16 protein-coding genes are annotated in these 21,640 nt (G+C 73.9%); 6 read left to right on the top strand and 10 right to left on the bottom strand.

The window, feature by feature from the left end; translation table 11 throughout:
* Nucleotides 1-43 precede the first annotated feature (43 nt).
* A complete protein-coding gene (pgm, locus tag UW392_RS01165; protein WP_320772916.1) occupies nt 44-1,684 on the bottom strand; it encodes a phosphoglucomutase (alpha-D-glucose-1,6-bisphosphate-dependent) in 1,641 nt (546 codons plus the stop codon).
* 129 nt (nt 1,685-1,813) lie between these two features.
* Nucleotides 1,814-2,752 (bottom strand): SDR family oxidoreductase, encoded by a 939-nt coding sequence (locus tag UW392_RS01160; RefSeq protein WP_320772915.1) that lies wholly within the window; start codon nt 2,750-2,752, stop codon nt 1,814-1,816.
* A 197-nt stretch (nt 2,753-2,949) separates the two neighbouring features.
* Here UW392_RS01160 and UW392_RS01155 point away from each other — a divergent pair, with 197 nt between their 5' ends.
* The 3 genes from UW392_RS01155 (at nt 2,950) to UW392_RS01145 (ending at nt 7,057) form a co-directional block, all read left to right on the top strand.
* Nucleotides 2,950-3,792 carry a helix-turn-helix transcriptional regulator gene (locus tag UW392_RS01155; RefSeq protein ID WP_320772914.1) on the top strand — a complete coding sequence of 281 codons (843 nt, stop codon included), beginning with the start codon at nt 2,950-2,952 and terminating at the stop codon, nt 3,790-3,792.
* 282 nt (nt 3,793-4,074) lie between these two features.
* Entirely contained in the window at nt 4,075-5,619 is a 1,545-nt protein-coding gene (locus UW392_RS01150; RefSeq protein ID WP_320772913.1) for an NAD(P)-binding domain-containing protein, read from the top strand.
* Nucleotides 5,612-7,057, top strand: a complete 1,446-nt coding sequence (locus UW392_RS01145; protein ID WP_320772912.1) for a long-chain fatty acid--CoA ligase — start codon at nt 5,612-5,614, stop codon at nt 7,055-7,057. Before UW392_RS01150 ends, UW392_RS01145 begins: the two co-directional genes overlap by 8 nt.
* A gap of 84 nt (nt 7,058-7,141) precedes the next feature.
* Here the strand turns inward: UW392_RS01145 and UW392_RS01140 are convergent, their stop codons facing one another.
* The 4 genes from UW392_RS01140 to UW392_RS01125 are packed head-to-tail and all read right to left on the bottom strand — an operon-like array spanning nt 7,142 to nt 12,439.
* The gene (locus tag UW392_RS01140) at nt 7,142-8,395 is read right to left on the bottom strand and encodes a cation:proton antiporter (RefSeq protein WP_320772911.1); all 1,254 of its coding nucleotides are present in this window, start codon (nt 8,393-8,395) and stop codon (nt 7,142-7,144) included.
* Nucleotides 8,392-9,771 carry a cytochrome P450 gene (locus tag UW392_RS01135; RefSeq protein ID WP_320772933.1) on the bottom strand — a complete coding sequence of 460 codons (1,380 nt, stop codon included), beginning with the start codon at nt 9,769-9,771 and terminating at the stop codon, nt 8,392-8,394. Before UW392_RS01135 ends, UW392_RS01140 begins: the two co-directional genes overlap by 4 nt.
* Complete coding sequence (locus tag UW392_RS01130) at nt 9,765-10,853, bottom strand: alpha-hydroxy acid oxidase (protein WP_320772910.1); 1,089 nt, start codon at nt 10,851-10,853, stop codon at nt 9,765-9,767. The genes UW392_RS01135 and UW392_RS01130 overlap by 7 nt, the downstream gene beginning before the upstream one ends.
* Nucleotides 10,850-12,439 (bottom strand): NAD(P)-binding domain-containing protein, encoded by a 1,590-nt coding sequence (locus UW392_RS01125; protein ID WP_320772909.1) that lies wholly within the window; start codon nt 12,437-12,439, stop codon nt 10,850-10,852. Before UW392_RS01125 ends, UW392_RS01130 begins: the two co-directional genes overlap by 4 nt.
* 62 nt (nt 12,440-12,501) lie before the next feature.
* Here UW392_RS01125 and UW392_RS01120 point away from each other — a divergent pair, with 62 nt between their 5' ends.
* Complete coding sequence (locus UW392_RS01120; RefSeq protein WP_320772908.1) at nt 12,502-14,022, top strand: aromatic amino acid ammonia-lyase; 1,521 nt, start codon at nt 12,502-12,504, stop codon at nt 14,020-14,022.
* Here UW392_RS01120 and UW392_RS01115 read toward each other — a convergent pair.
* Both UW392_RS01115 and UW392_RS01110 read right to left on the bottom strand, forming a co-directional pair.
* Nucleotides 14,000-15,232: a HAMP domain-containing sensor histidine kinase gene (locus tag UW392_RS01115; protein WP_320772907.1), complete on the bottom strand. Its 1,233-nt coding sequence runs from the start codon at nt 15,230-15,232 to the stop codon at nt 14,000-14,002. The two genes, UW392_RS01120 and UW392_RS01115, sit on opposite strands and share 23 nt — an antisense overlap.
* 26 nt (nt 15,233-15,258) lie before the next feature.
* On the bottom strand, nt 15,259-15,939 hold the full coding sequence (locus UW392_RS01110) for a response regulator transcription factor (RefSeq protein WP_320772906.1): 681 nt from the start codon (nt 15,937-15,939) through the stop codon (nt 15,259-15,261).
* A gap of 448 nt (nt 15,940-16,387) precedes the next feature.
* On the opposite strand from UW392_RS01110, the gene UW392_RS01105 reads away from it, so the two are divergent.
* A complete protein-coding gene (locus tag UW392_RS01105) occupies nt 16,388-18,112 on the top strand; it encodes a SpoIIE family protein phosphatase (RefSeq protein WP_320772905.1) in 1,725 nt (574 codons plus the stop codon).
* A gap of 142 nt (nt 18,113-18,254) precedes the next feature.
* Nucleotides 18,255-21,185 carry an NACHT domain-containing protein gene (locus UW392_RS01100; RefSeq protein ID WP_320772904.1) on the top strand — a complete coding sequence of 977 codons (2,931 nt, stop codon included), beginning with the start codon at nt 18,255-18,257 and terminating at the stop codon, nt 21,183-21,185.
* A 59-nt stretch (nt 21,186-21,244) separates the two neighbouring features.
* Here the strand turns inward: UW392_RS01100 and UW392_RS01095 are convergent, their stop codons facing one another.
* Entirely contained in the window at nt 21,245-21,436 is a 192-nt protein-coding gene (locus tag UW392_RS01095) for a hypothetical protein (RefSeq protein WP_414495368.1), read from the bottom strand.
* The gene (locus UW392_RS01090; RefSeq protein ID WP_320772903.1) at nt 21,433-21,573 is read right to left on the bottom strand and encodes a hypothetical protein; all 141 of its coding nucleotides are present in this window, start codon (nt 21,571-21,573) and stop codon (nt 21,433-21,435) included. Before UW392_RS01090 ends, UW392_RS01095 begins: the two co-directional genes overlap by 4 nt.
* Between the last annotated feature and the right edge of the window lie 67 nt (nt 21,574-21,640).

Genomic DNA, 21,640 nt, shown 5'->3' with positions numbered 1-21,640 from the left:
GCGTACACGCCCTGAACAGGCGCTCCGCCCGCCGGCGCACAGGTCAGCCGCCCAGTGCCGAGAGCACCACGGACCTGGCCTCCTCCTGGACCTGACGCAGGTGGTCCGCGCCCAGGAACGACTCTCCGTAGATCTTGTAGACGTCCTCCGTGCCCGAGGGACGGGCGGCGAACCAGGCGTTGTCGGTGGCGACCTTGATGCCGCCGAGGGCGGCGCCGTTGCCGGGGGCCTCGGTGAGGACCGTGGTGACCGGCTCGCCGGCCAGGGTGTCGGCGGTGACCTGGCTGGGGGACAGCTTGGCGAGCAGCGCCTTCTCCTCGCGGGAGGCGGGGGCGTCGACGCGCGCGTAGGCGGGGGCGCCGAAGCGGTCGGTGAGCTCCGCGTAGTGCTGCGAGGGTGTCCTGCCGGTGACGGCCGTGATCTCGGAGGCGAGCAGGGCCAGGGTGATGCCGTCCTTGTCGGTGGTCCACACCGAGCCGTCGCGGCGCAGGAAGGACGCGCCCGCCGACTCCTCGCCGCCGAAGCCGAGCGTGCCGCCGGACAGGCCGTCCACGAACCACTTGAACCCGACCGGGACCTCGACGAGTTGCCGGCCGAGGTCCGCCGCGACCCGGTCGATCATGCTGGACGAGACCAGGGTCTTGCCGATCCCGGCCTCCGCGGGCCACTGCTCCCGGTGCGCGTACAGGTAGGAGATCGCCACGGCCAGGTAGTGGTTGGGGTTCATCAGGCCGCCGTCCGGCGTGACGATGCCGTGCCGGTCGGCGTCGGCGTCGTTGCCGGTGGCGATGGAGAACCGGTCGCGCTGCTCGATGAGCGAGGCCATGGCGTACGGCGAGGAGCAGTCCATGCGGATCTTGCCGTCCCAGTCCAGCGTCATGAAGCGCCAGGTGGGGTCGGTGAGCGGGTTGACCACCGTCAGGTCGAGCCGGTGCTCCTCGGCGATCCGGCCCCAGTACGCGACGGAGGCGCCGCCGAGCGGGTCGGCGCCGATCCGTACGCCGGCGGACCGGACGGCGTCGAGGTCCAGCACGTTCGGCAGGTCGGCCACGTACGTGCCGAGGAAGTCGTGGCGGCCGGTGCCGGGAGCGGCCAGGGCGCGGGCGTACGGGACGCGCCGTACGTCCTTCATGCCGCCCGTGATGATCTGGTTGGCGCGGTCCTGGATCCAGGACGTTGCGTCCGAACCGGCGGGGCCGCCGCTCGGCGGGTTGTACTTGAAGCCGCCGTCGGCGGGCGGGTTGTGCGAGGGGGTGACCACCACGCCGTCGGCGAGGCCGGACGTACGCCCGCGGTTGTGGGTGAGGATGGCGTGCGACACGGCCGGGGTGGGCGTGTAGCCGTCGGCCTGGTCGATGAGGACGGTCACGTCGTTGGCGGCGAAGACCTCCAGCGCCGTGATCCGCGCGGGCTCCGACAGGGCGTGGGTGTCGGCGCCCAGGAAGAGGGGGCCGTCGGTGCCCTGGGCGGCGCGGTACTCGCAGATGGCCTGGCTGGTGGCCGCGATGTGGTCCTCGTTGAACGCGGCCGCGAGGGACGAGCCGCGGTGGCCCGAGGTGCCGAACGCCACCCGCTGCCCCGGTTCGGCCGGGTCGGGGTGGAGTGCGTAGTACGCCGTGACCAGGCGGGCCACATCGACGAGGTCCTCGGGCCCGGCGACCTGTCCCGCTCGCGCGTCCTGCATCTATCCGCTCCTCCGCAAGAATGAACCCTTTGTGCAAGGCCTTCATACTCCCCTTCCCGCCCGACCGGGGCGTGCACCAGGTCGCCGCTGTGACATGTGTCCGGTCGGGAGGTCACGGGTGGCCTGCGGTCAGGAGGACCGTACGCCCACGAGCTCTTCGGAGATCCGCCAGATGCGCCGGGCGTCATCGGCGCCGCGCAGCCGGCCGTACAGCTTCTGCGCTCCGGGCGGGCCGCCCAGGTGCCCGAGCCCGCTGGGCCCGTAGAAGGCGCGGCGTTCGGCGTCGGGGGACGTGGCGGCGTGGAGGGCGGGCAGCCGCGCGGTGTGCACGGTCCCGGCGAGGATGCCGCGGGCGGACAGGGCGCGGATGAGGCGCACACCCGCGGTGTCCTTGGCGCGTCCGATCTCCGGGCGGGCGGCGAGCAGGCTCGTCGGAGCGATGCCCGGGTGGGACAGGTTGCTCGTGACGCCCCAGCCGCCCGCTTCGCTGCGCCGGTCGAGTTCGAGGCCGAACAGCCCCAACGCGATCTTCGACTGGCTGTAGGCGCGCATGCCGTCGTACGACCGCTCCCAGTTCAGGTCGTCCCAGTTGATGGCGTTGCTGTTCGCCGCGACGCTGATCTGCGAGGTCACCCGCGCGTGGCCGGCTCGCAGGAGGGGCAGCAGGTGGGTGACCAGGGCGAAGTGGCCGAGATGGTTGGTGCCGAACTGCAGCTCGAACCCGTCGGCGGTCGTCTGCCGGTCGGGCGGAGTCATGATCCCGGCGTTGTTGACGAGCAGGTGGATGGGCCGGTCCTCGGCCAGCAGGGTCTCGCCCAGCGCCGCGACGGAGGCGAGCGAGCTCAGGTCGAGTGCCCGCAGCGACACGTCCGCTCCGGGGAACTGCCGGCGTATCCCGGCCAGAGCTGTCTCGCCCTTGCGCGGGTTGCGGACGGGCATGAGGACCTCGGCACCGGCGGCGGCGAGGCGCGTCGCGATGCCCAGCCCTATGCCGTCGCTCGCTCCCGTCACGACGGCGCGTTTCCCGGACAGGTCGGGAACGGTGATGTCGGTGGTTCCACGTGGCATGTGTGCACTCCCTCAGGGCGTCGGTGACTCCACCCTGACGGGCACCGCGGGAGTTGTTCAGGGCCTGCCGATCCGCTGATGGGCGAGCCGAGGTTCGAGGGAGGGGGCAGTCACCGGGCCGGAAGGGGGGATCGGCGATCCGTGGTTACGCGCGTGTGCGGGCGATAGAAAGGAGACAGCACCGAGGGAGGGCACGAATGGAGATCGACCGGGCCGGGCTGGCGGCGTTCCTCCGGCGGCGTCGGGAGTCGCTGCAGCCCGAGGACGTCGGCCTCCCGCGCGGACAGCGCCGTAGGACCAGCGGGCTGCGCCGCGAGGAGGTCGCCGTGCTCTGTCACATGTCGACCGACTACTACGCCCGCCTGGAGCGGGAGCGCGGCCCCCAGCCGTCCGAGCAGATGATCGCCTCGATCGCACAGGGACTGCACCTCTCCCTCAGCGAGCGCGACCACCTGTTCCGTCTCGCCGGACACAACCCGCCCGGCCGGGGCGTGGCCGGCGAGCACATCAGCCCCGGCCTGCTGCGCATCTTCGACCGCCTCGGCGACACTCCCGCGGAGATCGTCACCGAGCTCGGGGAGACGTTGCGGCAGAGCCCGCTCGGTGTCTCGCTCACCGGCGACACGACCCGGTACACCGGACCGGCGCGCAGCATCGGCTACCGCTGGTTCACCGACCCCGCCACCCGCGAGCTGTACGCGCACGGGGACCACTCACTGCTCTCACGGATGTTCGCCTCCGGCCTCCGTGAGATCGCCACGCTTCGGGGCCCCGGCTCCCGGGCGGCCCACTACGCCGACCTCCTCCTCGCCCGCAGCGACGAGTTCCGGGCCCTCTGGGACACCCACGAGGTCGGCGTCCGCCCCGGTCAGGTCAAACGCTTCGTCCATCCCGAGGTCGGCGAGCTGGAGCTGAACTGCCAGACGCTGCTCGCCCCGGACCAGTCGCACCACCTGCTCGTCTACACCGCCGTCCCGGGCACCGAGAGCCACGACAAACTGCGGCTCCTGTCCGCCGTCAGCACGCGGACGCTGCACTGACACCGGTCACCTCGGGATCACGACGCGTTCGCCCGGGATACGGCCCGCCGAGGGCTCGGGCGGTCCTGCTGACCTCCGGGGCCGCCGGGACCGGCGACAGCACCCCCCGGATCATCAAGGACAGGGGCAACGAGTCATACCGGCCCCGAAGGCCACGAACCCGAACCGGGCTCTACGACGAAGGTAATGGGACTTCCAGAGCCCACTGCCGCTGCCGTCGCGAGACCGGCCACCCGCCCCAATCTCAGAACTCTCTGATGTCGCGCCGCTAGCGTCCGGTCCATGGTGCGCGACTACCTGATCATCGGGGCCGGACCGGCCGGACTTCAGCTCGCCGCTCTGCTGGAACGTGACGGACGGGACTACGTCGTCCTGGAGCGGGGGAGCGGGCCCGGCACGTTCTTCACCAGGTACCCCAGACATCGGCAGCTCATATCGATCAACAAGGTGCACACCGGGTACACCGACCCGGAGCTCAACCTCCGGATGGACTGGAACTCGCTGCTCAGCGACGACCCGGAACTGCTGTTCACCCGGTACAGCGAGGAGTACTTCCCCCGCGCGGAGGAACTGGTGCGCTACCTGGCCGACTTCGCGGACCGTACCGGCGTGCGCGTCGAGTACGGCACGGAGGTCGTCCGGGTCTCCCGTGCGGACGGTGTCTTCACCGTCCTCGACGCGGACGGCCGGACGTGGCGGGCGCGGCGGATCGTCGTGGCGACCGGTGTGTCCCGGCTCAACGAGCCGCCCGTTCCGGGCATCGGACTCGCCGAACGCTACGACACGTTCGACCCGGAACCGGCGTCGTTCACGGGGCAGCGGGTGCTGATCGTCGGCAAGGGCAACTCCGCGTTCGAGACCGCCGACTCCCTCATGGCGAAGGCCGCGGTCATCCACGTCGCCGGCCCGCACTCCCTGAAGATGGCCTGGAAGACCCACTTCGTGGGCCACCTGCGCGCGGTCAACAACAACTTCCTGGACAGCTACCAGCTCAAGTCGCAGAACGCGGTCCTGGACGGCACGGTCGAGAACATCGAGAGGAGCGCCGACGGCCGTTTCCGGGTGGTGTTCCGCTACGCCCGCACCGTGGAGCGGCTCCGCGAGCTGGAGTACGACCGGATCATCCTGTGCGCCGGCTTCCGCTTCGACGCGGACGTCTTCGACGAGACCTGCCGCCCGGCCCTCGTCATCAACGACCGGTTCCCCGAACAGACGCCCGCCTACGAGTCGGTGAACGTACCGGACCTCCACTTCGCCGGCACGCTGACCCAGCAGCGGGACTTCAAGCAGGGCACCAACGGCTTCATCCACGGCTTCCGCTACGGGGTGCGCGCCCTGCACCGCATCCTCGACGCCCGCCACCACGACGTGCCCTGGCCGGGCCGGCCGCTCACCGCGGCCCCCGAGGCGATCGCCGACGCGATCGTCGGCCGCGTCAACCGCTCGTCCGCCCTCTGGCAGCAGTTCGGCGTCCTCGGCGACGCGGTCACGGTCGACGGCGACCGGGCCCTGTACCAGGAGGAGGTGCCGCTCGCGTACGTCACCGACGGTGGTCTCGGTCCCGCCGCGCACCGGTTCGTCGTCGACCTGGAGTACGGGCCCGACCACGACCACGTCGACCCGTTCGACGTCACCGTCCCGCGCGTCACCGAGAACGACGTCGAGCACGCCGAGGACTCCAGCTACCTCCACCCCGTGGTCCGCCACTACCGCGACGGCGTCCTCGCCGGCACCCACCACCTGGCGGAGAACCTGGAGAACGAGTGGGACGTCCCCACCGTCCACCAGCAGCCGCTGGCCGCGTTCGTGAAGGAGAGCCTTGGCTGAGCAGTTCCCCGGCGCCGTACTCGACCTCCTCGACGCGGCGGGCGACCGCCCGGTGTTCGAGCACGGCGACCGAGTGGTGTCGGGGGCGCAACTGCTCGCGACCGTACGGCGGGTGACGCACGGGCTGCGCGAGCACGGTGCCGGCCCCGGCGACGGCGTCGCCCTGCTGCTGGGCGTCAGCCCGGAGGCGTTCGCCGCCGTCGTCGCGGCCCATGCCGTCGGCGCCCGCGTCGTCGGCGTACGCCCGGGCCTGACCGCACGCCAGCAGGAGCACCTGCTCATGGACGTCGCCTTCCGGGTCACCGACCGGCCCGGCGACCGGCGGGACGGCCGGCCCGGTGACCTCGTGCTCGACGACCTGCTGTCGGCACCGGACGACGGTGTCCGCCCGCGGGTCGCGGCGCGGCCCGAGGACGTCGCCCGGCTCATCCACACCAGCGGCAGCACGGGCGTCCCGAAGGCGTGCGCCCAGACCTACGCGGCGATGACCGCGGCCTGGGCGCTCCGCCCGGAGGCCTGGCCGCCGGCCATCCGCGAACTCGCCTCCCGCCTGGACCGGTTCCTGGTCTTCGGCACCCTGGCGAGCCAGGTGATGATGGAGTACGGGCTGCTCACGCTCGCCGCGGGCGGCACCCTCGTCACCGCGGACCCGCCCGCGTTCCCCGAGGCCCTCGTACGGCACCGGGCCACCGCGAGCGTCATCACGGTGGCCCGGCTGACGGAACTCGTGGCGAGCCAGCGCCGGTCACCCGTGGACCTCGGCACGCTGCGCGCGCTGATGGCCTCCGGGTCCCCGCTGACGCCGGGGCGGCTGCGCGAGGCCGCCGAGGTGCTCGGACCGGTCGTCTTCCACGGGTACGGGCAGACGGAGACCGGCATGATCTCCATGGCCGGCCCGGAGGACGAGCCGGGCTCGCTGGGCGTGCCGCCCGTCGAGCTGGAGGTACGGGACGCCGGCGGCCGTCCCGTACCGCCCGGCACCGACGGTGAGCTCTTCGTCCGGACCCCGTCGCAGAGCCGCGGGTACTGGCGGGAACCCGGCCTCACCGCCGAGGTCTTCGTCGACGGCTGGGTGCGCACCCGCGACCTGGGCCACCTCGACGCCGAGGGGCGGCTGTGGCTCACGGGACGGGCCCGTGACGTCATCATCGTCAACGCGAACGTGCACTACGCGGGACCGGTCGAGCGGTTGCTCGCCGCCCACCCGTCGGTGGCCGAGGCGTACGTCGTCGCCGTGCCCGACGAGAGTACCGGGGAGGCCGTGCACGCCTTCGTCGTCCCCGCCGCCGGTCGCGCGCCGTCCCTCGGTGAACTGCGCGCGCTGGTGGCGGCGGAGCTGGGTGAGGCGTCCGCGCCGGCCCGCCTCACCCTCATCGACGAGGTGCCGCTCACCCCCGCCGGAAAGCCCGACAAGCAGCGGCTCGCAGCCGAAGCGTAACCACTTCCCCGCGCTCCTCAGGGGCGCGGGGAACTGCGCGACCAGCCCCGACGAACCCGCACCGAAGCACCGGCCCCGCAGCGCTCACGCATCCACGGTCGCCCGCGGCAGCGACTCCCGCGGCCGCTCCAGCCGGTCGAAGAACGTCAGCAGCGGTGTCGCCATGACGGTGGTGACGATGGCGACCACGACCAGGGCGCTGAACATCGCCTGCGTCACGATGCCCGCCGCCAGACCGAGGTTGAGCGCGATCAGCTGCATCAGGCCCCGCGCGTTCATCAGCGCCCCGACCCGCAGCGCCACCGCGTTCGGCTCACCGGCGACGCGGGCGGCCAGCCAGCAGGCGCCGAACTTCCCCAGGATCGCGACCAGTACGCACCCCGCGGTGAACAGCAGCACCGGTCCGGCACCCAGCAGGGTGAAGTCCGTGTTCAGACCGGAGTAGGTGAAGAACAGCGGCAGGAACACCGTGCCCACCGGCTTCAGCGTCTCCACCGAGCGGTCGAGCTGTTCCGAGCGCGGGAACACCAGGCCGAGGCAGAACGCGCCGAACACCGCGTACAGCCCGATCTCGTCGGTGTACCAGGCCACCAGGAACAGCGCGCCGACCAGCGTCAGCAGCAGGCTCTCCGGCGCCACCCGGTCGGCGAGGAGCGCGGTGCGGCCGCGCAGGCGCACCGCGGCCACCATGGCCACGACGAGACCGAGCCCGCCCAGGACGGCCAGGGAGACCAGCCCGGCACTGCCGGCGGCGAGGCTGAACACCCCGGCGAGGAGGACCCAGGCGACCGCGTCGTCCGCGGCGCCGGCGCCGAGCGCGAGCGCCCCGTGCCGGGTGCCGGCCAGGCCGCGTTCGGAGATGATCCGGGCCAGCATCGGGAACGCCGTGATCGCCAGCGCGACCCCGACGAACAGGGCCGACACCACCAGCGGCACGTCCTCGGCCAGGGCACCGGTCCGCTCGCCGACGGCGTAGATCAGCACCACGCCGAGCAGCACCGGGACGACCACGCCCACCGCGGAGACGAGCCCGGCGGACCGGGCGACACCGCTCAGCCGGTCCATGCGGAAGTCCCAGCCGACGTGGAACATGAACGCGACCAGGCCGATCTGCCCCACGATGTACAGGACCGGCCGCAGCTCCTGTGGGAAGAGGCCCTCCTCGACCCCGGGGAGCAGGGCGCCGAGCACCGACGGGCCGAGCACCACGCCCGCGATCATCTCGCCGACGACGGGCGGCTGTCCGACCAGCTGCAGCAGCCGGCTGACGACCCGGCAGACGGCCAGGATGACCACGACGGCGAGGAAGAACGTGGGGGCGAGTTCCGCGGGAGTCATCTGCTCCCTCCGTTTCCGTGGGCGGCCGGGCAGCGGCCGGCCGGAGGCTCCTCGAAGTAACGTGCCGCCGGCCGCTGCCGGCGGGCGTGCAGCACCATGACCGTGCCGAGCACCAGTTGCCGTACGCCCCGCGTGACGTCCTCCACCCCGTCCCGCACCCGGACGAAGGTCCGCAGCGCGTCGAGGCGGCGCGGCTCGGGGGCAAGGCCGCGCGGGATCAGCAGACAGGGGGCGCGGTGCGGGTTGGAGCGGGTGTGCGAGGCCGTCGAGTCCAGCTCGAAGCGGCCCAGCACCTCCCGCACCGCGGCGCGCAGCACGAGCGGGGAGATCCGCCACGCGGGGCAGGGGCGGTTGGCGGCCACGCCGAACGGGATGTGGTGGGCGTCCTTGGCGGACAGGGTGTCCCAGCGGTCCGGGTCGAACGCGTCGGGCCGGTCGTAGCCCGTGGCGTGGTAGCCGGGGTAGCTGAAGCACACCACGGACCCGGCGGGCAGCGTGGTGTCCTCGTCGAGCGGGATGTCGCCCGTGGTGATGCGGTGCGCGATGCCGAACAGCGGGTACAGCCGCATCGTCTCGTCGAGCACGTGCGTGAGGTACCGGTCGTCGTCGGGGTCCGCCGCCACGCGCCGCTGCACGCCGGGGTGGCGGGCCAGGGCGAGCAGCACGTGCGCGGTCGCCTCGGAGAGCTGCACGACGGCCGTGTTGAACATCGTGCCCTGGAGGAAGTGCACCTGTTCCGACGGCGACAGCGAGGCGGGGAGTTCGTGCCGCACGTCACCGGCCGCGACCCGCTCGCGCAGGTACGCCGTCAGCCGCGCCCGGCGCTTCGGATGGCGCAGGCCGGTGCACTTCAGGGCGTTGATCACGTCGGCGGAGTGCGCGGTGATCAGGTCCCGGGCGCGCGGCGGGCACACCTCCTTGAACACCAGTTCGTAAGCGAACTCGGCCCACGCGGGCATCACCAGGTCCCGCAGCCGGACGAGACTGATCCGCGTGTCCGGCACCGTGTCGAGCACGCGCGCCACGGCGCGGGCGGCCGCCGCCGAGAGCTCGGCCGAGTTGCCGGCGAGCATGCGCCGCGTCGCCGCGGCCACGTCCTCGTACCGCTCGCCGGGCTCCAGGTGCTCCTGGTGCACCTCGGGCCCGGGGGACAGCCAGTACCAGAACAGGTCGGACAGGCCCGCCCCCGCGCTCCGGCCGTTCGCCGCCGGGTGCGCGTAGACCCGCTCGAACACCTCGGGGCCGTAGGCGGAGTTGGGCAGGGTCAGCGTCCGGTCGCCGTTGACCTTCTCGAAGATGCGCCCGCGCAGCGCGACGACGCCGCGCGGCAGCCACCACGTGTCCGCCGTGGCCTGCTCCGGACCGCCGCTCACCACGTCCCGCCCCTCGTCGTCACGCAAGCCCTCGTCACGACCATGTCCGTCGTCAGATCGGTGTTCCGGCGCCCACCGCACAGCGCGAGCGTGTGGTCGTACTCGTCGCGCAGCGTCGCGAGGACCGACCGGACCCCGGCCTCCCCGTCGGCGGCCAGCCCCCACACCACCGGGCGGCCCACGCCGACGGCCGCCGCGCCCAGCGCGAGGGCGACGGCGACGTCGCTGCCCCGGCGCACCCCGCCGTCCAGCAGCACCGGCACCCGGCCCCCGACGGCTCGGACGACTGCGGGCAGACAGTCCACGGCCGCCGGGACGGCGTCGCTCTGCCGGCCCCCGTGGTTGGAGACGATCACCCCGGCGGCGCCGTGCTCGACGGCGGGTCGCGCGTCCGCCGGGTGCAGGACTCCCTTCGCCAGGACGGGCAGGGAGGTCATGCGCGCCACCTCCGCGAAGTCCCGCCAGGTCAGGGACGGGGACATGGGGATGTCGGTGAGGGCGCCGGGCGGGGCGCCCGGCAGGCCGCGCATGTTCTCCGCGGCGTAGCCGGGCGGCAGGTCGGTGAAACCGTTGCGCAGGTCCCTGGTGTGCCGGCCGAACACCGGCGAGTCGACGGTGACCACCAGCGCCGTGCAGCCCGCCTCCTCGGCGCGCCGTACGAGCGCCTCGGTGACCTCGGGGCGGGGGTGCAGGTAGAGCTGGAACCACACGGCCGGGTCCGGGGCCGCCCCGCGGGCCGCCGTGACGACGTCGGCGACCGCCGTCGTCGCGGCCGTCCCCGTGATCAGGACGGCGCCCTCCGCCGCGGCGGCACGGGCCGTGGCACGTTCGCCGTCCGGGTGCAGCAGCCGGTGGAACGCGGTCGGCGCGACGACCACCGGCGCCGCCCGCCGGGCGCCCGGCAGGTCGGCGCCGGTGTCCCGGTCCTCGGCTCCGCGCAGCACCCGCGGCAGCAGCGCGTACCGGTCGAAGGCCCGTTCGTTGGCGGCGAGGACGCGTTCCTCGCCGGCCCCGCCCGCCACGTAGTCGTAGTGGACGGGGTCCAGCGCCCCGCGGGCCGCGTCGTGCAGCGCGCGGAGGGTCACGGTGTCACCGGGGCGGCCCGGCGGAGGTGGTCGGTGAGGAAGGCGCGCAACGGGGCGCGGTGGACCTCCTCGCTGTCCCACTCGTTCTCCAGGTTCTCCGTGAGGTGGTGCTCGGAGACCAGCTCGCCGCCCCGGTACCAGCGGACGACCGGGTGCAGGTAGCGGCCGTCGAGGCCCTGCACGTCCTGCTGGGACTTGCGGCCCGCGGTGACGTCGAAGGGGTCCACCCGGTCGTGGTCCGCGCCGTACTCCAGGGTGATCACCGCGTGGGCGTCCACCTTGCCGAAGTCGCCCTCGCGCACGGCGTCCGGGACGTGGCGGACGGGCACCTCCTCGGCGTAGCGCATCGTGCCGTCCGGGGCGACGAGCAGGACGTCGCCGAGGACGGCGAACTGCTGCCACAGCGCGGAGGACCGGTTGACGCGGGTGACGACCGCGTCGACGGCCCGCTCCGTCGCGTCCCCGAGCTCCGTGACCGGCCAGTCCTCGCCGTGGTGGCGCTTGCGCAGGGCCCGGTGCAGGGCGCGGACCGTGTAGCGGAACCCGTGGATGAACCCGGTCGTGGACTTCTTGAAGTCGGGGCCCTGCGTGATCGTTCCGGCGAAGTACAGGCCGGGTACGTCGACCGACTCACCGACGGGCGTGAGCGCCGGGAAACGGCCGTCGACGATCAGACCCGGTACGCAGGTGTCGTCGAAGATCGAGGTGTCGAACCGGAAACCGGTCGCGACGATCACCCGGTCGTAGGGGATGTCCTTGACCACCTCGTCGACCCGCTCGAAGGCGACCGGCACGGAGAAGCCGTTCCCGTCCGCGTCGCGCCGGATCTCGACCACCCGGCCGTCCAGGAGCGCGTTCTGCGACTTGAGCTGGTAGCTGTCCAGGAAGTTGTTGTTCACCGCGCGCAGGTGCCCGACGTAGTGCGACTGCCACGCCATCCGCAGCGAGCCGGAGCCGACGACGTGGATGACCGCCGCGGTCTCCATCAGGCTGTCGGCCGTCTCGAAGGCCGAGTTGCCCCGCCCGATGATCAGCACCCGCTGACCGGTGAAGGTCTCCGGGTCGGGATCGAACGTGTCGTAGTTCTCGGCGAGTCCGATACCCGGGATCGACGGTGTGTTCGGCCGGGACACGCCGGTGGCGACCACCAGGCGCCGCGCCCGCCACGTCCTCCCGTTCCGGTCGGTGACGGTGAACACCCCGCCGTCACCGTCGTCGCGGGACACCTTCTCCACTGCGGTGTCGTACTCCACCCGCGCCCCGGTCCGGGCGGCGAAGTCCGACAGGTAGCGGACCATGTCGTCGGCGGGCGGGAAGTAGCGCGGGCTGTACCGGGTGAACAGCAGCTCCGGGTCGTCGCTCAGCAGGGAGTTCCAGTCCATCCGCAGCCGCAGCTCCGGATCCTCGTACCCGGTGTGCACCTTGTTGATCGAGATGAGTTGACGGTGCCGGGGGAACCGGGTGAAGAAGGTGCCCGGTCCGCTGCCGCGCTCCAGTACGACGTAGTCCGCACCGTCACGCTCCAGGAAGGCGGCGAGCTGCAGTCCCGCCGGTCCCGCTCCGATGATCAGGTAGTCGTGCGTCATGGACCGGAAGCTATCCACCCGTTTTCAGAGCGCTCTGAGATTGCCCGCCTACGGTGCTGCCCGTGCTGACCACCACGGACACCGTCGAGCTCACCGGCCTCCTGGACGCCACCGCCCTGCGCCGCGCCGCGGCACCGCTCACCGTCACCGTGGACGACGAGGCCCGCGCCCGCGTCGACCGCGGCCGGAGCGCCTTCCGCGCCCTGCGGCAGGGCGACGACGGCGGGCAGCGCCGGATCTACGGCGCCGACACCGGCTTCGGCGCGCTCGTCGGCTACGCCGGCCGCAGCGACGAGGCCGACCAGTGCGACAACACCCTGGCCCACCTCGGCGCCGGCCAGGGCCCCGACCTGCCGCACGACATCGTGCGGGCCGCCCTGCTGCTGCGCACCCGCTCCCTCGCCCAGGGGTACTCCGGCGTGTCCGCCGAGGTCGTCGAGCGGCTCGCGGCCATGTTCGCCACGACGTTCACGCCCGCCGTGCCCCGGTACGGATCCGTCGGCGCGAGCGGCGACCTCATCCCGCTCGCCTACGCCACCCAGGCGCTGCGCGGCCGGGGACACGCCTACCTGGACGGCCGGCGCGGGCCGGCCGCGGAGGCACTGACCGCCGCCGGGCTGCGCCCGCTCGCCCTGGACGGCCGCGACGCGCTGGCCCTCGTCAACGGCACCTCCGTCACCACGGCGGCCCTGGCCCTGGCCCACGACGCCGTCCGCGCCGCGCACCGCGTCCTCGCGGACCTCACCTGCCTGCTGGCCGACCTCCTCGGCTGCGACCCCGGCTTTCTCGACGAGGACCTGTTGCGCGCGTACGGCCACCCCGGCGCGGTCCACGTCGGTGCGCGCATGAGGGGGACGCTCACCGGGACCACGCCCTCCGGCGCCCGGCCGCTGCAGGAGCCCTACAGCATCCGCTGCGCCCCGCAGCTGCTCGGCGCGGCGGAGGACGCGCTGGCCCACATCGACGGCGTGGTCGCCGCCGACCTCGGCGGGGTCAGCGACAACCCGCTGTTCTTCCCCGGAGGTCTCGAAGGGGAGGGGACGGGCAAGGTGGTGCACGGCGGGAACTTCTTCGGGCAGCCCGCCGCGTTCGCCGCCGACCTGCTCGCCTCCGTCACCGCCCAGCTGGGCAACCTCGCCGAACGCCAGCTCGACCTGCTGGTGGACCCGGCGCGCAACGGCGGGCTGCCGCCCATGCTCGCCACCACGCCGGGCCTCCAGCACGGCCTGCAGGGCGTGCAGCTGGCCACCACCGCCTTCGTCGCGGAGATGCGCCGCTCCGCGACACCCGCCGGGATGCAGAGCCTGCCGACGAACCTGCACAACCAGGACGTCGTCCCGTTCGGCACGCAGGCGGCGCTGCGCTCCTACGACATGGCGGAACTGCTCGGCCTGCTGTGCGGGTCGCTCGCGCTCGGCCTGCGCCAGGCCGTCCACGTCGGAGCCCGCCGCCCCACCGCGCCCCGGTGCGGCGCACTCCTCGACGCCCTCGCCGACGCGATCCCCCCGGTCGACCCGGACCGCCCCCTGGACACGGACGTCCGCGCCGCGGCCCGCCTGCTCACCGCCCGCACCCGGTCCTGACCGGACGACGGGCCGCGTCCGCCGCGGGCGGAGGAGCGTACTCCGGGAGCCGGATGGTGAACCGGGCGCCGTGCCCCGGGCGGCCGGTGGCGGCGACCGTGCCGCCGTGGTGCGTGACGACCTCCCGCAGCAGCGCCAGGCCCAGCCCGTACCGGCCGCCCGCACCGCCGTGGTGGAAGCGTTCGAAGAGCCGTTCCGCCGCGGCCGGCTCAAAACCGGGGCCGGTGTCCGTGACGGTCAGCCCGACCGTGCCGCGGGCGCGCACCAGCGACACCTCGATCCGCCCGCCCGCAGGGGTGTGACGAACCGCGTTGGACAGCAGCTCACCGACGGCGCGGCGCAGCGCGGACTCGACGCCCTCGACGTACAGCGGGTACGGCGGGCCCTCCACGGCGACGGTGAGGCGGCCGTCCCGCGTCCGGTCCGACTCCTCGGCGACCACCGACCGGGCCAGCGCCACCAGATCGACCGGCCGCTGTTCCGCCCGCCGCGCCGGGCCCGCCGTGAGGCTCGCGGACAGCAGCAGGTCGTCGAGGACCTCGCCGAGCCGGCCGACCGCACCGGTCAGCAGGGCCAGGCCGTCACGGTGCGGGGCCGGCATGTCCTGGGCGGCGGCCTGCCGCGACAGCACCTGCACCCGCGTGTACACCTGGGTGATCGGGGTGCGCAGCTCGTGGCTGGCGTCCGTGACGAACCGGCGCTGCCGGCCGAGCGCCTCGGCCAGCGGGGCCACGGACAGCTGCCCGAGGACCACCCCCGTGCCGACCGCGGCGACGAGCCCCACCACCTCGGCGACACCCAGGGCGTACCACAGGTGGGTGCGGTCGGCCAGCTGGAAGCGCATGTCGAACACCGCCTGCACCACGCCCCCGTCCGCCCTGACCTGCGTACGCACCAGATAGACCGTGCCGTCGCGGCGCACGGTGCGCTCCACGGCGTCATGGGTACGGCGCACCCGGTCCACGTCCGCGCGTACCGGGAACCCGGCCGGGGCGTTCCCGAGCGGTGTCACGCCGGGTGCGTACAGCCAGGTGCACCCCGGCGGACTCGACAGGTCGGCGCGGGCCGCGCCGTACCGCAGCTCCCGCCGCACCTGCTCGTCCTGCGCCCGCGTCATCACCGTGCTCGCGACGCCTCCGACGACCATGACCAGCAGCGTGATGATCGCGCCGGTGGTCACGGCGATCCGCAGCCGCGCCCGGCGCACCACCGCCCACTCCCCGTGCACCGACGCCCTCACAACGCGCCCAGGCGGTAACCGAGTCCGCGGACCGTGCGCACCACCGGCCGGCCGAGCTTGCGGCGCAGGTAGTAGACGTAGGTGTCGACGATGGACGAGGCGGGCGCCTCCTGGAACACCATCCGGCGCAGTTCCGCCCGCGGGTACACGGTGTCGGGGCGCGAGGCGAGCACCCACAGCAGGGCGAACTCCCGTGCCGTGAGGAGGACCCGCCCGCCGTCGGCGAGCTCGACCTGCCGGTCACCGACGTGCAGGTGTCCCGAGCCGATGCGCAGCACGTCGGTGCCGTCCAGGGCCCGTCTGCACAACGCCCGTAACCGGGCGCTGAGCTCAGCGAGGTCGAACGGCTTGACCAGGTAGTCGTCGGCACCGGCGTCCAGGCCGTCGACCCGGTCGTGCACGCTGCCCAACCCGGTCAGCAGCAGCACCGGCGTGCGTACCGCGCGGGACCGCAGCCGCGCCAGCAGGTCGAGCCCGTCCAGCGCCGGGAGCCGCCGGTCGACGACGAGCACGTCGTACCGCCGGGTGAGGCCGAGGTGCAGACCGCGCTGGCCGTCGGTCGCGACGTCGACGGCGTACCCCTCGTCCCGCAGCACCCCGGAGAGCATGGTGACCAGTTCCCGGTCGTCCTCGACCAGCAGCAGCCGCCAAGGACTTCGCGCGCGTGCATGTGACACCCTTGCACTCCCCTCGTCCCCCGTTGCCTGTCAACACCCTTGCGTGGCGCAGGAGTTCCGCACACGAAGGGCGCGGCCGAACGAGACTTCGGTCGGCTTGATCACGCTAGCGCGTACCCCCCTCCGGAGGGACCCGGGAGAAGCGGTATCGGTCGTTCCGGGGGTGCTCCTGTCCTGAATGGCGGTCTTGCCGCCGTCCGGGTGACCGGACACCACCCGGGCGGCCGGACCACCGACCCCGGCGGACGAGTCTCCGCAGGCGCACCGGCCAGGCCCCCGCGGCCGGGGGACGGGCGGCACCGAGCCGGAGCGGGGCCGCGCCCGCGCCCGGCAGGGGGACGGCCGCTACGGTGGCGAGGGAACGGGCCTCTCTCCTCGCGGTCGTGGCAGAGAGCGTGATACCGCCGGGCGGACGTGCCGCCCGCCGGGCGGTGGAGGAGTTGAGGACATGGCAGGGCCGGATCGGCCGGATCGGACGGGACCCGACGGGGCACCGCCTCCGGCGGCGCACGCCGCGCTCACCGGGGCGCTGGCGGCCATCGGGACCGGAGCCTACGTCGTCGACGAGCAGGGCCGCGTGCTCGCGGTCAACGCCCACGCCGAACAGCTGCTGGCCCGGTCGGCCGCGGAGCTCCTCGGCGGGGACGCGCACGACCTGCTGCACCGGGACGCGCACGGCCAGCCCATGCCGAGGACGCAGTGCGGTATGCGGCAGCCCTTCCACGACGGGCGCACCGCCCAGGGCGAGAAGGACCACTTCGCCCGCGGGGACGGCTCCACGCTGCCCATCGCGTGGCTGATCAGCCCGTACGACGTCGCCGGCCTCGACGAACGCGGCACGCTCGTCCTCTTCCACCCCCGGGATCCGGAGGGAACCGCCCCGTACCCGGAGCCGGCGGCCGGGCCGCTGCCGGAACTGGAACGGCTCGCGCTGCTGGCCGAGACCACCACCCGGCTGACCTCCACCCTCGACGTCGAGGAGGCGCTGCGCCGGCTGGTGACCCTGGTGGTGCCCCGATTGGCGGACTGGGCCGTCATCGACCTGATCACCGAACGTGACGAGGTCTGGCGCGCCGCCGTCGTCCACGCGGACGGCGACGCCCTGGTGCGCCACGAGGAGCTCCAGGGGCCGATGCCACCGGTCCCGCAAGTGTCCCCGATGCCCCTGTCCAGGGCCCTGCGCGGAGTCGCCTCCACCCTGGCCGGCCCACAGACCTACCAGCGGGAACCGGACTCCGGCATCGCGGTCGAACAGCGCCGGCTGTTCGAGGCCACCGGTATCCGTTCCGCGGCCATCGCGCCCATCCGCAGCACGCGCGAGGTCCTGGGGGCGCTCACCCTGGGCCGTGCCGAGACCCCGGGGGACTTCGTCACCGCCGATCTCCCCCTGCTCGAGGACATCGCCCGCCGCGCCGGCCTGGCCCTGGACAACGCCCGCCTCTACCAGCGTCAGCGCAAGGTCGCCGAGACCATGCAGAACCACCTGCTGCCCCAGATGCCGCACGTACCCCGGTTGCAGCTGACGGCCCGCTACCTGCCCGCACCCGACGCCTCGCAGGTCGGCGGCGACTGGTACGACGCCTTCTCGCTGTCCGACCGCGCCACCGCGCTGGCCGTCGGGGACGTGGTCGGCCACGACCTGGAGGCCGCGGCCGGCATGGCGCAGGTGCGCAACATGCTGCGCGCCTACGCCTGGTCCCAGCAGGAGCCCCCCAGCCGGATCGTCGAACGGCTCGACGACGCGGTCCTGCACATCACCGACGTCAGCATGGCCACCGCGATCTTCGCCCGGGCCGAGGAGACGGACGACGGCCGCTGGGAGCTGACCTGGACCAACGCCGGCCACCCACCGCCCCTGCTGATCAGCCACGACGGTCTGGCCGACTACCTCACCGACGGCCACGGCCTGCTCCTCGGCACCGGGGTCCGGGCACGGCGCCCCGACGCGACCGCCCTGCTGCCGCCCGGATCGACCCTGCTGCTGTACACCGACGGCCTGATCGAGGAACCCGGCCACACCCTCGACGAGGGCCTGCACCGACTCCGCCGGAACGCCGCGGCCCTCGCCCACCGCCCGCTGGCCTCCTTCACCGACCAGCTGCTGCGCCGCGTCCGCCCCGCCGCCAACGACGACGACGTCGCCCTCCTCGCCCTGCGGACCCCCCGGACGTGACTCCGAACACGCGAGGACGCGCCCGGTGTGCGCCCGCGCGCCCTCCTCGGTGCCGGTACGTGGCGGCCGTTCCCGTCGTTCCCCGCACGACGGAGGACTGCGGTCGGAAGACGGACACGGGGGCCGGGACATGCGGGTGGCGATGCGGGAGGCAAGGGCGCAGCGGCGCCTCGGGCTGGGCGTGGTCGGCGTGGCGTCGGTCGCCCTGACCGTCGTCCTGGCGGGCCGGGGCCCGGACCCCGACCGGACATCGATGTGGATCTCGGCGATCTCCGCCCTCGTCTCGGTCTGCGCCTTCGCCGCCGACCTGCTGCGCGAGCCGGCGGCCGCCCCCGCGGACGCCGACCGGCGCCGGCGGGCGGCCGAGGAACTCGCCGAGGCGGTCCGCGTCCAGTGGGCGGCGGAGGCGCGGCGGTGCCGGCTCCAGGACCCGGAGCCGCTCAACATCCGGTGGTCCCCGGCCGGTTCGCCGCTCACCGACCACCGGCACAACATCCGGTCCGGCGCGCCGCTGCCCGCGCCCCGTGACGGCGATCAGCGGCTCGACCGCATCGCCGAGGCGTTCCGGGCGGTCCCCTCCGGCCGGATGGTCGTGCTCGGGAGCCCGGGTGCCGGCAAGACGGTCCTCGCCGTACGGTTCGTGCTGGACACGCTCGACGCCCGGTGCGCCGGGGAGCCGGTCCCCGTGCTGTTCGCCCTGGCGAGCTGGGACCCCGCGTCCGTGGGGCTGCGGGACTGGCTGGCCGAGCGGCTGGCCGCGGAGTACCCGCCCCTGGCCGCCGTCCGCGGTGAGCGCACGCTGGCCCGTGAACTGCTCGACGCGGGACTCGTCCTCCCCGTGCTCGACGGCTTCGACGAACTCCCCGAGGACGCCCACGCGTCGGCGCTCGACCGGCTGAACGCCGGACTCGACGAACGGCTGTCCGTCCTGCTCACCTGCCGTGACACGGACTGGAGCCGTGCGCTGCGTGAGCTGGGCGGCGACGTCCTGACGGCCGCCGAGGTCGTACGGCTGTGCCCGCTGGACCCGGCGACCGTGCGGGAGTACCTGGAGAGCACCACCCGTCCGACCGGCCACGGGCACCCGGACGGACGGTCGGTGACCGTCTGGACGGACGTCCTCGACCACCCTTCCGCCACCGAGCTGACCACCGCCCTGCGCACACCACTGATGGTGGCGCTGGCCCGCACGGTGTACGGGGACACCTCCCGCGACCCGTCCGAGCTCCTGGACCACGCGCGCTTCCCCACGGCCGCGGCCGTCGAGGAACACCTGCTGGACGCCTTCGTCCCGGCGGCCTTCGCCGACACGGACGGCACCTGGCGCCCGGAGGCGGCACACCGCTGGCTGCGGTCCCTGGCGCGGCAGCCCTCCCCGTCGTCCGCGGGGACCTGGCAGCTCGGCTGGTGGGAACTGCCGGCGGCGATGCCGCCCGTGCTGCGCGTGCTGGGCCCCGCGTCACTGGCCCTGCTCGCCACGGCCGCGCTCCTCGTGCCACTGGCCGAGTACGGGGGCGGCGTGGTCGGCAGATGGGACAGCGGCCCGTCGGCCGTGGTCAACCTGGCGGGCATCCTGACCGGTCTGTGCTTCGGCCTCGCCCGCATGCTCCCCGCCACGGCCGACACCCCGCAGGGCCCCCGGCAGTTGCTGCGCCTGGCCGCGACGATGACGGCCGCGGGCACGGTCGTCGCCGTCCTCATCGGCTGGTTCGTCCCGCCCCTGGTCGGCTCGCGGCTCGGCGCGGTGATCACGCCGAGGGCCACCTGGTACCTGAACGGCTGCTGCCTCGGGCTGCTGCTGTCCCTGATGTTCGCCGTCGGCGGCCTGTCCCGACGGCCCCTCCCGCTGAGTCTGCCGTGGGCGGGCAGCCCGAGCGGCCCCCGTGCCGTGCGGGCGCTGGGCGGCGTGCTCGTCTTCGCCGGTCTCGCCGTCTACGGGTACCTCACGGAGGCCGTCCCGGCCGCGACCTGCGTCGTGGCCGGCGTGCTGCTCGTACTGGCCGGGCGGCTGCGGCGCGGGGAACGGGCGGCGGGGCAGTACACCGGCCCGGCCGCCGTCCTGCGCGCCTTCGGCCGCGGCCTGCGGCGGGGCCTCCTCGCCTGCACACTGATCGGTGTCTGCGCCGGCGCCTTCGCCGGCTGCGTCACGGGCGCCTTCGCCGCGTACGAGATCCACCACGCGGACGAGCCGCGGGCGACCAAGGGCGCCGAACTCGACGGCTACCGGCTCCGGGAGACCGCCGACGGGCGGCGCTCCGTCGAGTCGACGCGGCCGGTCCACGTCGACCTGGTAAGCCGCAGGGCGCTCGCCGAGCCGTTCGCGGTGCGGGAGGGCGCGCGCATCTCGTACGACGACTGGCTCGGCGAGTTCGAGGGGACGGAGCGGATCGAGCATGGGAACGGCGACTGGGTGCTCGTGTGGCAGGGGAACGGGCCAAAGGAGTGGTCGGGCAGGCCGGTCGACGCCCACAACCTGGTGGTGGCCCTGCCGCCCGACGTCAAGGTCTGGCTCGTCCGCCGTGACGTCGGCGCCGTCGTCCTCGACGCGATGGTCCCCTTCATGGCCTTCGGCGTCCTCATCGGCGCCATCGGCGGCTGCGCCTCCGGTGTCTACCGCGCCCTGAACACCCCCTCGGACACGATCCGCGCCGCCGGCCCGCGCAGCACCCTGCGCACCGACCGCGCCGCCACCCTCGCACGCAGCGCCGTCGCCGCCCTCCTCGCGGGCGGGGTCTGCCTGGTACTGATCTCGCTGACCGGGCGCGGCCACACGCTGGGCACCATGCACACCGAGGTGTGGGTACAGGTCGGCACCAACGCGCTGGCGCTGAGCGCCTGGGGCCGGCTGGGCGCGGCCCGCATCTGGCTCGCGGTGACCGGGCGGGCACCGTGGCGGCTGATGAAGTTCCTGGAGGAGGCCCATCGCCGGGGCGTGCTGCGGCAGTCCGGGGCGTACTACGAGTTCAGCCACCTGCGGCTGCAGGAGCGTCTCATGGCCCCCACGACCACCGGCGCCGGGACCCGTGCCCCTGCCGGGAGCGGCGACGCGGCCAGGGAGACCGCTGCTCCGTAGGCGGTGGTGGCGGCAGGAAGCCGTGGGCGTCCACCCCTGGCGATCAGACGCCCCCCGACTCACTCGTCCTGGGACGGGACCCGTGGAGACCGTGGTACCTCGACGACGAGGAACAGGAAGCCGGGCTTGGTCGAGAGGCCGGGGAAGTCGCCCGGGAACAGGTCGCGGGCGGCCGGGTCGGGCTGCGGCTCGCTGACGACGGCGACGCGGAAGCCGGCGGTGACGAAGGCGTCGATCGGCCGGCCGGTCATTCGTGGCGGCGCCGTCGGGAGACGGCGCGGACGGCGCGCCCCCGGCCGCTGTGGTGCTGGACCGCTGCCCAGACGCTCAGCGGCATGGCGACGACTGCCGCGACGGTCAGAGCGAGGGCCGCGTGCTGTTCGGACATGGTGGTGATGTCTTCCGTTGCGGGTGCGTGCGGGTGTGGCGGGGGGGGGGGGGGGGGGGGGGGGGGG

The organism is Streptomyces sp. CRN 30 (genome assembly GCF_034105845.1).
The sequence above is the reverse complement of the archived record's forward strand: the minus strand, read 5'-3'. Positions and strand labels throughout refer to the sequence as shown.

What these genes read in the sequence shown, in the direction of transcription:
- pgm (WP_320772916.1), bottom strand. Translation starts at nt 1,684, where the DNA reads ATGCAGGACGCGCGAGCGGGACAGGTCGCCGGGCCCGAGGACCTCGTC.
- UW392_RS01160 (WP_320772915.1), bottom strand. Translation starts at nt 2,752, where the DNA reads ATGCCACGTGGAACCACCGACATCACCGTTCCCGACCTGTCCGGGAAA.
- UW392_RS01155 (WP_320772914.1), top strand. Translation starts at nt 2,950, where the DNA reads ATGGAGATCGACCGGGCCGGGCTGGCGGCGTTCCTCCGGCGGCGTCGG.
- UW392_RS01150 (WP_320772913.1), top strand. Translation starts at nt 4,075, where the DNA reads ATGGTGCGCGACTACCTGATCATCGGGGCCGGACCGGCCGGACTTCAG.
- UW392_RS01140 (WP_320772911.1), bottom strand. Translation starts at nt 8,395, where the DNA reads ATGACTCCCGCGGAACTCGCCCCCACGTTCTTCCTCGCCGTCGTGGTC.
- UW392_RS01125 (WP_320772909.1), bottom strand. Translation starts at nt 12,439, where the DNA reads ATGACGCACGACTACCTGATCATCGGAGCGGGACCGGCGGGACTGCAG.
- UW392_RS01105 (WP_320772905.1), top strand. Translation starts at nt 16,388, where the DNA reads ATGGCAGGGCCGGATCGGCCGGATCGGACGGGACCCGACGGGGCACCG.
- UW392_RS01100 (WP_320772904.1), top strand. Translation starts at nt 18,255, where the DNA reads ATGCGGGAGGCAAGGGCGCAGCGGCGCCTCGGGCTGGGCGTGGTCGGC.
- UW392_RS01095 (WP_414495368.1), bottom strand. Translation starts at nt 21,436, where the DNA reads ATGACCGGCCGGCCGATCGACGCCTTCGTCACCGCCGGCTTCCGCGTC.
- UW392_RS01090 (WP_320772903.1), bottom strand. Translation starts at nt 21,573, where the DNA reads ATGTCCGAACAGCACGCGGCCCTCGCTCTGACCGTCGCGGCAGTCGTC.